The sequence below is a fragment of the Lysinibacillus sphaericus genome (assembly GCF_015844675.1).
In the GTDB taxonomy this organism is placed as follows: Bacteria; Bacillota; Bacilli; order Bacillales_A; family Planococcaceae; genus Lysinibacillus; species Lysinibacillus sphaericus_E.
In genome coordinates this window covers 199,359-213,933 of sequence record NZ_LDGC01000025.1, presented here as the reverse complement: position 1 = coordinate 213,933, position 14,575 = coordinate 199,359, and the positions used below count along the sequence as shown (strand labels likewise).

Sequence of the window (14,575 nt, the reverse complement as noted above, 5' to 3'; positions counted from 1 at the left end):
TAGCTTATTATGCCCTTGGATGAGCATTCATATATGTTTGACGTAGATGCTCTTTTGTTACATGAGTGTAAACTTGTGTAGAAGTTAAATGAGCATGGCCTAATAACTCCTGCACCGTACGTAAATCTGCGCCATTATTCAATAAATGTGTGGCAAAAGTATGGCGAAGCATATGTGGATATATTTTCGTATGGAGCGAGGCTTTGTCAATCATTTCAGTTAAAATATGACGTACACCTCGTGGAGTAAGTTCCCCACCGCGCATGTTGACAAACAATTGCTGATGACTTGTGTTTTTCATCAATCGTGGACGAGCTTGTTCTATGTAATCCTGCATAGCTAAACTCGCAAATTGCCCGAATGGAATAATGCGTTCTTTTCGCCCTTTTCCCATTACCCTAATAATCGAATAATGGAAATCAACATCTTCTACTTGAATTGAGGTGAGCTCACTTACACGAATACCTGTCGCATATAACAGCTCCAATATAGCCATATTTCTTAATGATTTCAAATCATCGCCGACATTCGCATCAAATAGCTGCTTCAATTCTTCCTCGTAAAAAAAACTAGGTAAACGTGATTCTTTTTTCGGATGATAAAGTGATCGAAATGCCCCATCATCTAATCCGTGCTGTTTATTTAGAAAGCGAAAGAAAGAGCGTATTGAGGAGATTTTCCTTGATACAGATGATCTTGCTCTCTTTTCATCGTACAACTTTGTTACATAAAGACGTGCATGTATATACTCAACGCTAGCTAAATCATTTACGCCCTCCGCTTGCAAAAACGCTAAAAAATCTAGTAGGTCCGATTCATATTCTCGCACTGTATGAACAGAGAAGTTTTTTTCAATTTGGATATAAAGCATAAACTGTTCAAGTGCATCTTGGGACGAAACTAACATAAAAAGATTCACCACCAATGGATTTATTGATAATCTTCTCAAATTACAGGGCATCAGCATAACGAGCGGTTGATTTTTCGTTCCGCATGACCTCTTTCCTAAAGGCGTCCAGTGAGCCGCTTGGGCCAAAAGGATGTTGATCACGAAGGCGTTATCACAGGACGTGATGGTGTTAGCCTTCGTCCCTCTATTGCTGGATCCCTAAGGAGTCGCTTAGTCTACACTTCCAATCAACTTATATAAACGGCATACATTTTTACAAATGCCACCCTCAACGTTGGCTGATGAGCCTAAAGTGCTTTTACTTGCCATTAAAAGAATGTCAATTTTCGATGATCCTCTTTAGTTTGTCACTTTGGGTATCGTTAATGTAGAAAACATACATATTGACACTATACCTATCTTCATCATATAGCAAGTGAAAATGTTTATATTTTGAGAAAATCTCCATACAAAATAATAAAACAAGTGTAAATTAGCATTTTGCTACAAAAAAAGAAAAAGCCTCTAAGAGTATACCAACTTTTAGAGGCTTTTTGCAATCAAATTGTTTGTGAATTCACAAAATTACGAATTGTGCTTATTGCACGTGTAGCATGCATCTCTGCACGCTCTGGCTTCGAACGACGCCCTGGTGGTAGTTCAGGGAAAATTCCGAAGTTAACGTTCATCGGCTGGAAATTTTTCGATTGCGCTTCTGTTATATAACGCGCCATACTACCTAAAGCCGTTTCAAACGGGAAGATAATTTGCTCTTGTCCTAATGCTAATCGAGCTGCATTAATACCGGCAATTAATCCACTACCAGCAGATTCAACATATCCTTCTACACCTGTCATTTGACCAGCAAAGAAAATATTTTTTTGCTCACGAAGTTGGTACGTTTTCTCTAGAACCTTTGGCGAATTAATGAATGTATTTCTATGCATTACGCCATAACGAACGATTTCAACATTCTCTAATCCCGGAATTAATTGTAGTACTTCCTTCTGTGGTCCCCATTTTAAGTGCGTTTGGAAGCCAACGATATTGTAAAGAGTTCCTGCTGCATCGTCTTGACGTAACTGGACAACTGCATAAGGTCGTTTCCCTGTTTTCGGATCTTCTAGACCTACTGGCTTCATTGGTCCAAATAACATTGTTTTCTCACCGCGAGCAGCCATTACTTCGATAGGCATACATCCTTCAAAGTAAATTTCTTTTTCAAATTCTTTTAATGGCACAACCTCTGCTTCGATTAACGCTTGACGGAAACGATCAAATTCTTCCTTTGTCATAGGACAGTTTAAATATGCTGCTTCCCCTTTATCGTAACGAGATTTTAAATAAACTTTTTCCATATCGATGCTGTCTTTTTCAATAATTGGTGCTGCTGCATCATAAAAATATAGATAATCTAAACCTGTTAAGCCCTGAACTTTTTCAGCTAAAGCTTTCGATGTTAGTGGTCCTGTGGCAATAACAGTAATACCTTCTGGAATATCAGTGACTTCTTCATGAATGACTTCCACAAGAGGATGATTTTTCACCGCTTCTGTCACATAACCTGCAAATTCATGTCGATCCACTGCTAAGGCACCGCCTGCTGGTACTGAACATGCATCGGCCGCCTTCATAATTACAGAGTCTAGAATACGCATTTCTTCTTTAATCACACCTACGGCATTCGTCAATCCATTTGCACGTAGGGAGTTCGAACAAACAAGCTCCGCAAATTTATCAGTATGGTGAGCTGGTGTTTGTTTTACTGGACGCATTTCATAAAGTTTTACTTTCACACCACGTTGAGCAATTTGCCAAGCAGCCTCACTGCCTGCAAGCCCTGCGCCTATTACATTTACTACTTGTTCAGTCATGTTCTTACCATCTTCCTATCATTGAGTAGGTGTTTCTTCATAGTCACATTTCGTACACTGAATTTGAACACCTTTTTTAATTTTTTTCTCTACTAATAATGCACTACATTTCGGACAAGGTCTATTAATTGGCTTGTCCCATGAAACAAATTCACACTCAGGATACTGATTGCAACCATAGAATAAACGCTTTGTTTTACTCTTACGTTCTACAATTTCGCCTGTTTCACAAGAAGGACACTTTACGCCAATAGGTTTCATAATAGCTTTTGTATTGCGGCAATCCGGGAAGTTTGAACAAGCCATAAATTTTCCGTATCGTCCAAGCTTAAAGACCATTGGAGATCCACAAAGCTCACAATCTTCGCCAGCCGGTTCATCTTTTATAACAACCTTTTCCATAGCCTCATCTGCATATTTTACATGGACCTCAAAATCCTTATAAAACTCATGCACAACTTCTTTCCACTGACGACCACCTTCTTCAATATCATCCAAATCTTGTTCCATTTGTGCTGTGAATTCGATATTTATGATATCAGGGAAAAACTCTAGTACGAGTTGATGCACGATTTCTCCTAGCTCTGTCGGCATAAATCGTTTTGCATCTAATACGACATAGCCACGGCGCTGAATTGTATCGAGGGTCGGTGCATATGTGGACGGGCGCCCTATACCTAACTCTTCCATTGTTTTTACAAGACGCGCCTCTGAATAACGTGGTGGTGGCTGTGTGAAATGTTGCTTCGGCTCGATTTCTAGAGATTTTACTTGATCGCCAACTTCCATTTCAGGTAGAAGCTTGTTTGTCTCTTCTGTTTGATCATCTGTACCCTCAATATAGAGTTTCATAAAGCCGGCAAATTTAACTTGAGAGCCATTTGCACGGAATAAAACATCACCATTTTGAAGATCAACAGCTACTGTATCAAGTACGGCCGGCGCCATCTGACTTGCGATAAAACGCTCCCAAATTAAACGATATAAGCGCAATTGATCTCGACTAAGCACTGCCTTTAATTCATCCGGAGTTCGCATCGTACTAGTTGGACGAATAGCCTCATGGGCATCTTGTGCATTTGATGCTTTTTTAGCCTGCTTCGACTCTGTTGAGATGAATTCTTTGCCGTATTTAGATTCAATGTAGGCTACTACCTCTGTCTTTGCTGTATCTGAAATACGTGTAGAATCGGTACGCATATAAGTAATTAAACCGACTGTCCCCTCTTTTTTACCAACATCAATACCTTCATATAATTGTTGTGCAAGCATCATCGTTTTCTTAGCACGGAAATTTAACTTACGTGCTGCCTCTTGCTGTAAAGAAGATGTTGTAAAAGCAGGTGCTGCATTTCGTTTACGTTCTTTTTTCGATACATTAACAACTTCAAAACTTGTACCTTTAACATTTTTTAAAATAGATTTTACTTGTTCTTCATTTGTTAATTTAATTTTTTCTTTGCCATTACCGTAATAAAGCGCATCGAACGTTTTCTTCCCTTTTTCAAAAGAACCTTCAATTGTCCAATATTCTTCCGGTTGGAAGTTTTTAATTTCATTTTCACGATCAATAATCATGCGTAGTGCTACAGATTGTACTCGCCCTGCAGATAATCCCTTTTTAACCTTTTTCCAAAGAATCGGACTAATGTTATAACCAACAAGTCTGTCCAATATACGACGTGTTTGCTGTGCATCTACTAAATCCATATTAATAGGACGTGGATTTTTAAAGGATTCTACAATCGCATCTTTTGTAATTTCATTAAAAACGACACGACAATCTGATTGAATATCGATATTTAACGCAGTCGCAAGGTGCCAAGCAATCGCTTCTCCCTCGCGGTCTGGATCGGCCGCTAGAAAGACTTTCTTCACTTTTTTAGCCGCAGACTTTAAGTCCTGTAAAACAGGCCCTTTACCACGAATAGTAATATATTTAGGTTCATAATTATTTTCTGGACTAACGCCCATTTGGCTACGTGGTAAATCACGAACATGCCCGATTGACGCTTTCACTTTATATTTTTTTCCTAAATATCGTTCAATTGTTTTTGCTTTTGCTGGTGATTCTACAATCACTAAATAATCCGCCATCTATGTCTCCCCCTTAGCGAGGTCTATTGCTAATTTTTTAAGTTACCTGTTGCAAAATGTATAACAGATTTTAAGATAATGCAACTTTTTTTCAATTTTTGTTAGAAAAGAGCGTAAGTGTTTCAACGATTTCGTGACCATTACACACTGGAATAGCTCCTTCTAATAGTAATTTATTTGTACCTTTTGATTGCTCTGCATTAATTGGACCCGGTACAACAAATACATCTTTTCCTTGCTCTAATGCATTGTCTGTTGTAATAAGCGTGCCACTTCTTAACGCTGCTTCGGTTACAACTATAGCTTTTGACAACCCACTAATGATTCGGTTACGCATTGGAAAATGCCATTTCTCAGGTTTCATATATGGAGGATACTCTGTGACAAGTAACTGATGCTCCGCCATATGGTCAGCGAGAGACTGATTTTCCTTAGGGTATATATAATTAAACCCGTGACTAAGCACTGCAATTGTGGAACCGCCAACTTCTATAGTTGTCTCATGAGCGATCGTATCTGCCCCTCTTGCAAGCCCGCTTACAACTGTATATCCGTGTTCAACAAGGGGTGGCACGATTAGGTCCATCGCAGTTTTTGTATATGATGTAGCCTTTCTAGAACCTATAATGGCTACTTGTTTTTCTTTCGTCAATAGCGAATACCGACCTTTCACATACAATACAGTAGGTGGGCTTGATATTTCAAATAATTGCGCCGGGTAAAAAGGATGATGATAAGGTATCGGGGAAATATTGGCCCTTTCATAAGCTTCTGCAAACGACAATGTCATAATTTGTCGAAAACCCCTGGATATCTCCAAAGCTCTACTCAATGATATTTGCAGTACTTTTGCAATCTCGTAGGGGGGCGCTTCCTCAAAATAACTTAGTATATCCACCGGGGACAATAATCGCTGAAGTTTTTGAAGTGGTAATGGGTATATATAATGTAAAGCTAGCAATCTCTGTGTATCAACTGAAAAAATCATTTAAGAGCCTCCTTTTATAATAGAAGAAATTAAATGACCGCTTTTTCAAAAAGTAAGTAGGAGTTAGAAGCATAATAATGCAGAGTCCATGACATCCGCTGGAAGCTTTAACTTCTTTCAGCAGGTGTTTGAACACCCGCTGAAAGAAGTTAAAGAAAAAGATGTAGCCACAATGTGCTACATCTTCCATTTTAATGGGTTTTACACTTTTCGTATAGCCCTTTTTCTTTGATTACTTTAATAAGCGTGTCACCAATGACAGATGGCGTTTCTGCTACTTCAATACCAGCAGCATTCATAGCCTTAATTTTCTCTGTTGCTGTTCCTTTACCACCTGAGATAATAGCACCAGCGTGACCCATACGTTTACCTGGAGGAGCTGTTTGTCCACCGATAAAGCCAACGACAGGTTTCGTCATATTCGCTTTAATCCATTCAGCTGCTTCTTCTTCAGCTGTCCCTCCAATTTCCCCAATCATCACAACTGCATATGTTTCTGGATCGTTGTTAAACGCTTCCAAAACATCGATAAAGTTTGTACCATTGACAGGGTCTCCACCGATCCCTACAGCTGTAGTTTGACCGATACCAGCTTGTGTTAACTGGTGTACCGCTTCATATGTTAATGTACCAGAGCGTGAAACAACTCCTACATGCCCTTTCGTATGGATGTAACCAGGCATAATACCAATCTTACATTCATCCGCCGTAATAACACCAGGACAGTTAGGACCTACTAGACGTGTCTTTCTACCTTCCATATAACGCTTTACCTTAACCATATCAAGTACAGGAATATGCTCAGTTATACAGATTGTTAATTCTAATTCAGCATCAACAGCTTCTAAAATAGCATCTGCCGCGAATGGAGCAGGTACATAAATAACTGAAGTTGTTGCACCTGTTGCAGCCACAGCTTCCGCTACAGTGTTAAATACAGGCACTCCTTCGATTTCAAGACCGCCTTTACCCGGCGTTACACCAGCTACAATTTTAGTACCATACTCAAGCATTTGCTTCGTATGGAAAAGCGCTGTTTCCCCCGTAATACCTTGTACAATTACCTTCGTATCTTTATCAATAAATACAGCCATTGTTCTCCCTGCCTTCCTTAGCCTACTAGTCCCACAATTTTTTGTGCACCGTCAGCCATTGAATCCGCTGCAACGATGTTTAAACCAGATGCATTTAAAATCTCTTTTCCAAGCTCTACATTTGTACCTTCTAAACGTACAACTAACGGCACAGTTAAGCCAAGTTCTTTGGCAGCTGCTACAACACCCTCTGCGATAATGTCACACTTCATAATTCCGCCGAAAATGTTTACAAAAATGCCTTTTACATGTGGATCAGAAAGGATAATTTTGAAAGCTTCTGTTACTTTTTCAGCCGTTGCACCGCCACCTACATCTAAGAAGTTAGCAGGGCTTCCGCCGTAATAGCTAATTGTGTCCATTGTAGCCATTGCAAGACCAGCTCCATTAACCATACAGCCAATGTTGCCATCTAACGAAATATAGCTAAGGTCATATTTTGATGCTTCGATTTCCTTTGGATCTTCTTCATCAAAATCACGTAATTCGACAATATCTTTATGACGATACAACGCATTTGCATCGAAATTAAATTTAGCATCTAATGCTAGAACTTCTCCTTGTCCAGTTATAACAAGTGGATTAATTTCTACAATAGAAGCATCCTTGTCGATAAACGCTTGATACAAGCCTAACATTAATTTAACAGCTTTCCCTATTAGGTTAGCTGGAATATTCATATTGAACGCCATGCGACGTGCCTGGAAGCCTGTTAACCCTACAACAGGATCCACAACTTCCTTGAAGATTTTTTCTGGATGTGATTCCGCTACTTCCTCAATATCCATGCCGCCCTCTTCAGATCCCATCACTGTTACACGGGATGTTGCGCGGTCTAATACTAAACTTAAATAGTATTCTTTTTGAATATCAGAACCCTCTTCAATATATAAGCGTTTTACTTCTTTTCCTTCAGGACCTGTTTGATGAGTCACTAAAATTTTACCTAGTAATTCTTTAGCATATGTACGCACCTCGTCAAGGTTTTTAGCGATTTTTACGCCCCCTGCTTTCCCGCGTCCACCTGCATGAATTTGCGCCTTGACTACAGTCACATTAGAGCCAAGTTCTTTCGCTACTTTCACAGCTTCATCAGGGGAAAAAGCAACTTTTCCGTTTGGTACAGCAACACCATATTTTCTAAGAATCTCTTTCCCTTGATATTCATGGATATTCATAATACATCCTCCCATCAAACATTTGCAAAATTGTTTTACTAACATAATCTATTCTAACGAAAGATTCTGATAAAGTCTATACCTTGTCTTTTATTCATTTTTTACATAAAAATATGACGGTTTTTTCTACTTCGTGTACTAAAACAGATATTTCCGAAAATCAGAATTCTCTATTTTTTCTATATTTTTGCGCATGTTGTTGATCTAGACGATAAATAAATGCAAAAACCTCAGCGACGGCTTCATATAATTCTTCAGGAATTGACTCATTTAAATCTAATTGTCCGAGTAGTTGAACAAGGTTAGGATCCTCATATATCGGGACATCGTGCTCATTCGCGCGCGCTAATATATTTTCTGCAACTTTCCCTTTTCCTTTTGCTACTACCGTTGGACTATCAAAACGACCTAACTTATACGTGAGAGCGATAGCCTCTTTTCGAGTAAATTTTTCTTCACTCATATGCGAAAATCCACCCCACTATGTTCCTCCTGCTGTTCTACTACAGGGTTTTTTCCAGGTTGGGCTTTCTCAAATTGTTTAATAAAAACCCCTGAAAGTTGATACTCTTTTTCGGCTAATCCTATTTTTAACGCTGCTTTTAGTGGTTCGGCAAGCGGAATAATATCATTATTTTCATTAAATACTGTCACAGAAACGACACGGTTTTGGACTTGCATATCAATAACCGTTTCTTTCATAGATTCCATTTGTAAATAAAATAAGATGCGTGCGTAATTGGCATCAATTTTACCATCTTCCTTCATGCGTCCATTCCACTGTAATGTTGCATCCATTTTCTTGCCGAAAAATTCTAATGGTACTTGCATTATAAGCTGATGCTGATGGCCATTTTCCCCTGATGCTAGCTGCATACCATTCATACGTGCCATTAACATTTCTGCAGCTTCCTTCAGCTGCGGAGTAACATGCGCTTCCTGCAATAATGTATGTAATTGCGGTTTTAATTGATGGGCTATCTGCTGTAAATCGGCTGACTTATTACTAAGAGTCGCTTCATAGCTAACTCCTAGATTTTTTAACACCGTTTTAAGCGCATGTTCCATTGCTTTACTGTCCATAGAATTTTGTACATGAGCATCCGCTTGTGTAACAATTTGCTGAATCATTGCTTGCGGGGATTCAACACTATTTCTCATGAGATTTCGCATAAATGCTTCGTTTTGTAGTGGAGTAGTTGCTTCATGCTTTAACAGCGATAATAAATGGTCCTTCACCGAAAGTGCATTCGCGTCTTGTGTAAATAAGCGCGCCGAAGAATTTTCTGCAAATGCCTTTATAAGGTGTTCTTGCATTTGTTTTGCAAAAATCTCTAGCGTTTGTTTAGTTGCTGGTAGCTGTTTAAATCGATCGGTAAGTTCATTTAATGATTGCTTTTGTTCATTAGTTAACAAGCTTTGATTCGCTGTCCATGTTCTAAGCTGATCAACAAGATGATGAATGTTGTCAGATTTTGTCGTTAAAATTGTTTGAATAACTTCTCCAGCCTGTTGCAGCTGATTTGACTGTATAGGCTTTACATCGCTAAGGCTGGACCAATTTTGCAAGGTTGCCTGCTGAGATAGTATCCCCGCCTCTTTTAAACTATTCATAGCTTGAATCTTTTCACTCATAGAGGTCGCACTATTAGTTAATATTTGTACGGACTTAGCAAGGACTAAACTACCTGTTTCTACTTCAAAAGGCTTTGCAATTGCTTGTATTTGTTGCATTAGATTTTGCTTAAGGTTTTCTGGTAAAGCTATATCCTTCGTTAAAAGCTGTGTAAAGTTTTCCATTACAGAAACCATACCCGCAGTTTTTTGTCCACTTAGAAGAGCTTGAAAAACATCATTTGTCATTGGCATTTTAAACTCTACCATTTTTTGAATGGCTTGAAGGGCATCCATTTTTGTTACGCCCTCCGGCAATGCCTTTAACCACATTTCTGCCTGCATCAGCTGCTCTTTTGAAATCGGTAGCTGCACCTTCATAAAATGAGCTAGAAGCTGCTGTGATTCAGCTGTTTTAGGTAAATTCATTGATTCAAGTAACTGATTAATCTGTTGACCTTGGGAAGCCGTTTGCGCCATAGGACCCGTAACAACTTTTAATTCGGTTTGTGGGCTTGTACCAGTTACTTGAAAGAAATGCGCATCACCTGCTTTTAGCGGAACTTCGAGTTTTGCAATAAATTTTTGTTGACCAACCTGTATTTCTGCCATTTGATCTGGATATAATTGTTTGATTGTTCCTTGAAATATTTGTCCTTGTTTTAAAGTAAGTGGCTGATTAGCAGAGGTTATAGCAGCTTGTTGCATTTGAATCGGATTAAAAGATGTGGCTGTCATATACATACTCCTTTCATCAATTACTCCTTGTCGTAATTGGCTTTTATTTTTATTTGGCTCATCACCATAGCGTGGGGTTGCTTTCCGCTCTGACTGGGCGCTTTGTTGTTGCTGACGCTACGCTTTCGCACAGAGCAAAGCTTCCTAGGAGCGTCCGATGAGCCGCTTGGGCCTACATGATGTTGGTCACGAAGGCGTTATCACAGGACGTGACGGTTTTAGCCTTCGTTCCACTGCCTGCTCGCTCCAGGTTCTCGGGCCAACACGATGTTGGTCACGAGGGCGTTATCACAGGATGTGATGCTTTTAGCCTTCGTTCCTCTATCGCTGATCCCCAAGGAGTTGCCCAGTCTCCGCTCCAATCAACTTATGCACATGATAGTTTTAGTAAATATCATTTTTGGTTATGCGCCTTTTTTCTGTATGCTACTATGTTTTTAAAATGCCTTAAAGCATTGACTTTATCGGCTCAAATGATTTGCGATGATGAATAGTCGGACCGTATTCTTCCAGTGCTATTAAATGCTGTGTTGTTCCATACCCCGCATGCTGAGCAAAACCATACATAGGGAATTCTTCATCCAGTTGATCCATATAATCATCTCGAGCCGTTTTTGCCAATATCGACGCTGCTGCAATAGCTAGGCTTTTTGCATCTCCTTTAATGATTGAATCCTGCGGAATAGAGATTGGTAGCGTCATAGCATCTACTAGCACATAATTAGGTTTAATAGATAACGATTCTACACTTGTTTTCATCGATTGCTTCGTCGCTTCGTAAATATTTAATTCATCAATTTGTTGCGCTGATTGGAAATGGATAAAATAGCTTAATGCATGTTCCTTTATTAAGCCTGCGTAGGTACTGCGTTTATCTTTTGATAATTGCTTTGAATCATTTAATCCGACTAGCGCTTCACAGTTTGCAGGTAAAATAACAGCAGCCGTTACTACTGGTCCTGCCAACGGTCCACGTCCTGCTTCATCTACCCCTGCAATGAAGGCATCATCTCCTCCATAGCTTTGATCGAAATCGACCTTTGCTTGATGTTCCTGTAGTAGCTGTTGTTTTTTATCTTGACGCTTTTTCCAGCTTAGCCAAGCCTTTTGCACACCGGCACGCCCGTCCGTCTCTACACCGGTCATCCAGTCCTGCCATTCCTCCGCTTCCTTCAAAGCTGCTGTAATTTCTTTAATCGTTTTCATCTATTTACTCCCTTTTTGGTTCTTACAGTTAATCACTCATCTTACGTTCTAATACGTTTTCGACGATATTTCTTTCAGTTCGTAGTTTTTTATAGGGCTAAGGTTTCACCTTAACATTTTGGCACGTTCCACAATATGTCCCTATTCTGTAATATGTACTGGTATGCACACACTTTAAGAGGACGCTTTTCGCACGTGTTTGGGGCCTGAGCCTCCACGTCACTCACACTTTGCTCCATATGCTTTTATACTAACAATACTTTTTATAAAGAACAGATTTTGTATCATCACTAAAATTACATTTAGTGGTATTTCATGCATATTTATTGATTGGAGTGGAGACTGTGCGACTCCTCGGGGATCAGCGATATAGAGGAACGAAGGCTAAAAGCATCACGTCCTGTGATAACGCCTCCATGACCAACATCGGTGCTGTCGCTGCGCTTTCGCACATTATAATGAAAACCCCTAATTGATTCAAAAATATTTATTGTTTCTTTTTCTCACTCTATATCATTTATCGGCAAGAATAAGTATTCCTAAAAGAAAAACTGTCACGCTCACGATTTATGACGTGAGTATGACAGTTTTCTTTATTGCTGCTCTGTTTCTTTTTCAAGTTGTTCGTCAACAAAGTCAAATGTTAATTTGCCTAAATGTAAACCACGAATATCTCGAACGATTAGTTGAGCTACTTGATCATAATCGATTTCTCCACCAGGACCGAACACACGACGAAGTTTACCGATATGGTCGAAAGTCTCAACTAAATCTTCATGTACAAACTGGAAGCCATAGCGCTCTTCCATTCGTGCTGGATAATGAATGGATAAAAAGCGTAGACCATATACAGCTAAATCCTCCATATTCGTTATAGTATCCTTTATAGCACCTGTTAGGGCTAATTTGAAGCCTACTTCTTGATCTTCAAATTTCGGCCATAAAATACCTGGCGTATCGAGTAATTCAAGCTCCTTCCCAACCTTTATCCATTGCTGAGCTTTAGTTACCCCTGGAGTATTCCCCGTTTTTGCTATATTTTTCTTTGCTAGGCGATTAATGAGCGTCGATTTCCCTACGTTTGGAATTCCAACAATCATTGCACGAATAGCTCTTGGCTTCATCCCACGTGACTTCATACGGTCAAATTTTTCTTTTAATATTTCTTGAGCAGCCTTTGTCACCTGCTGTAATCCTTTGCCTTCAAGGGAATTGATTGCTACTGCTTTATGGCCACGTTGTGCAAAGTAGTCAACCCATTTACGCGTTTCGTGCTCATCTGCCATATCTTGTTTATTTAAGATAAGAAGACGTGGTTTTTGATTTATCACTTCGTCTATCATCGGATTTCGGGAAGATAGAGGTAAGCGTGCATCTATTAATTCAAATATAATATCAACGAGCTTTAATTTTTCTGTTACTTCTCTGCGGGCCTTTGCCATATGCCCTGGAAACCATTGTATAGTCATATCTATACCTCCTAAACTAAAAGAAAAAGGGAGTTTTAACTTCTTTCAGCAGGTTTTCAAACGCCTGTAGCTGACGCTTCGCTTTCGCTACAAAAAACACTTGCTGAAAGAAGTTAAAGCCTCCGGCGGATGTCATGGAATCGGAAAGGAGTTCTGAAATAGGGGATGTTAGCCTAAAATCATCGCATCCATGCGATGATTTTAGGCTAACTGACCTGCATCGGTAAAAACGCCACGTCCTGTGGCATGACCGAAATAACTGACATCGTGTCGGCCCTCGTGCAGGCCTAAGTACAAAGCCGATTCCAGACGCAATTATGCCAAGGCATAATTGATCTCTTCCTTTCAAGAATTACTTTACAATTTTAATATCACTAAACGGCCAGAAAATCAGACTTGTATTACCAATAATCTCTTTCTGATCAACAAGTCCAATATGACGACTGTCCTTACTGTATCGGCGATTATCGCCCATAACGAAAACATAACCTTCTGGAATTATATTATCTTTTAGGTTTACATCAATGTCGTTTAACTTAAAATCCTCAGTTAAAGTACCTTCTGTAATTTCTGATTTGTAAGCATCTAAATAAGGTTCGTCTATCGGTTCACCGTTAATGTATAATTGATCATTTTTATATTCCAAAGTATCTCCTGGTAGCCCAATAACACGTTTAATATAGTTCTTCTTTTCAGGAGCGTGGAATACAACAATATCAAAGCGTTTTGGTTCACCTATTTTATAACCGATTTTATTCACAATCATACGATCGCCATCTTCAAGGGTTGGCATCATGGACTCTCCATCTACTGCAATAGGTGTAAATAAAAAATAACGAATAATCGCTGCAATCGCAAATGCAATTAGAAGTGCTTTAGTCCATTCCCATAGTTCATTCTTTTCCTTAACCTGTTTTTCCATCGAGAATTGCCCCCTTGTCTATCCTCATTTTAGTTGATAGCTATTTAAGATGACAAGCAAAAAGAAAAGGGGCTTGTTGTACAAGCCCCTCACTTTTAAGTCATAATTATCGAATTTCTTTAATACGAGCAGCTTTACCACGTAGGTTACGTAGGTAGTAAAGTTTAGCACGACGTACTTTACCACGACGTACAACTTCTAAGTTAGCGATTTTTGGTGTGTGTACAGGGAATGTACGTTCAACACCTACACCATAAGAAATTTTACGAACTGTGAAAGTTTCGCTAATACCGCCACCACGACGTTTAATTACTACACCTTCGTATACTTGGACACGTTCACGTGTACCCTCTACTACTTTCACGTGTACCTTAACAGTATCACCTGGACGGAAAGATGGTAGATCAGTGCGAAGCTGAGCTTTAGTAATTTCTGTAATAATGTTTGACATTGTTTTCTCTCCTTAGACAGATGCTCTTGCACGCAATCTATGCCACAGCGGAACA

General features: G+C 39.4%; 12 protein-coding genes. All 12 read right to left on the bottom strand.

Annotation, left to right across the window (positions count from 1 at the left end; translation table 11 throughout):
* Window positions 1–7 precede the first annotated feature (7 nt).
* Window positions 8–907 carry a tyrosine recombinase XerC gene (gene xerC, locus ABE34_RS09105; RefSeq protein WP_197141884.1) on the bottom strand — a complete coding sequence of 300 codons (900 nt, stop codon included), beginning with the start codon at window positions 905–907 and terminating at the stop codon, window positions 8–10.
* 542 nt (window positions 908–1,449) lie between these two features.
* A complete protein-coding gene (gene trmFO, locus ABE34_RS09100) occupies window positions 1,450–2,763 on the bottom strand; it encodes an FADH(2)-oxidizing methylenetetrahydrofolate--tRNA-(uracil(54)-C(5))-methyltransferase TrmFO (RefSeq protein WP_197141882.1) in 1,314 nt (437 codons plus the stop codon).
* An 18-nt stretch (window positions 2,764–2,781) separates the two neighbouring features.
* Entirely contained in the window at window positions 2,782–4,860 is a 2,079-nt protein-coding gene (topA, locus tag ABE34_RS09095; protein ID WP_197141881.1) for a type I DNA topoisomerase, read from the bottom strand.
* A gap of 91 nt (window positions 4,861–4,951) precedes the next feature.
* The gene (gene dprA, locus ABE34_RS09090) at window positions 4,952–5,848 is read right to left on the bottom strand and encodes a DNA-processing protein DprA (protein ID WP_197141880.1); all 897 of its coding nucleotides are present in this window, start codon (window positions 5,846–5,848) and stop codon (window positions 4,952–4,954) included.
* 191 nt (window positions 5,849–6,039) lie between these two features.
* Entirely contained in the window at window positions 6,040–6,942 is a 903-nt protein-coding gene (gene sucD / locus ABE34_RS09085) for a succinate--CoA ligase subunit alpha (protein ID WP_197141879.1), read from the bottom strand.
* A gap of 17 nt (window positions 6,943–6,959) precedes the next feature.
* Window positions 6,960–8,120, bottom strand: coding sequence for an ADP-forming succinate--CoA ligase subunit beta (sucC, locus tag ABE34_RS09080; protein ID WP_197141878.1), 1,161 nt, complete (start codon window positions 8,118–8,120; stop codon window positions 6,960–6,962).
* Window positions 8,121–8,280: 160 nt separating this feature from the next.
* Window positions 8,281–8,583 (bottom strand): EscU/YscU/HrcU family type III secretion system export apparatus switch protein, encoded by a 303-nt coding sequence (locus ABE34_RS09075; protein WP_197141877.1) that lies wholly within the window; start codon window positions 8,581–8,583, stop codon window positions 8,281–8,283.
* The gene (locus ABE34_RS09070; RefSeq protein ID WP_197141876.1) at window positions 8,580–10,472 is read right to left on the bottom strand and encodes a hypothetical protein; all 1,893 of its coding nucleotides are present in this window, start codon (window positions 10,470–10,472) and stop codon (window positions 8,580–8,582) included. The genes ABE34_RS09075 and ABE34_RS09070 overlap by 4 nt, the downstream gene beginning before the upstream one ends.
* Before the next feature lie 447 nt (window positions 10,473–10,919).
* On the bottom strand, window positions 10,920–11,678 hold the full coding sequence (locus ABE34_RS09065) for a ribonuclease HII (protein ID WP_197141875.1): 759 nt from the start codon (window positions 11,676–11,678) through the stop codon (window positions 10,920–10,922).
* Between the two features lie 593 nt (window positions 11,679–12,271).
* Window positions 12,272–13,147, bottom strand: a complete 876-nt coding sequence (ylqF, locus tag ABE34_RS09060; RefSeq protein WP_197141874.1) for a ribosome biogenesis GTPase YlqF — start codon at window positions 13,145–13,147, stop codon at window positions 12,272–12,274.
* 352 nt (window positions 13,148–13,499) lie between these two features.
* The gene (gene lepB, locus ABE34_RS09055) at window positions 13,500–14,069 is read right to left on the bottom strand and encodes a signal peptidase I (RefSeq protein WP_197141872.1); all 570 of its coding nucleotides are present in this window, start codon (window positions 14,067–14,069) and stop codon (window positions 13,500–13,502) included.
* Between the two features lie 106 nt (window positions 14,070–14,175).
* Window positions 14,176–14,520 (bottom strand): 50S ribosomal protein L19, encoded by a 345-nt coding sequence (gene rplS, locus ABE34_RS09050; RefSeq protein WP_079560440.1) that lies wholly within the window; start codon window positions 14,518–14,520, stop codon window positions 14,176–14,178.
* Between the last annotated feature and the right edge of the window lie 55 nt (window positions 14,521–14,575).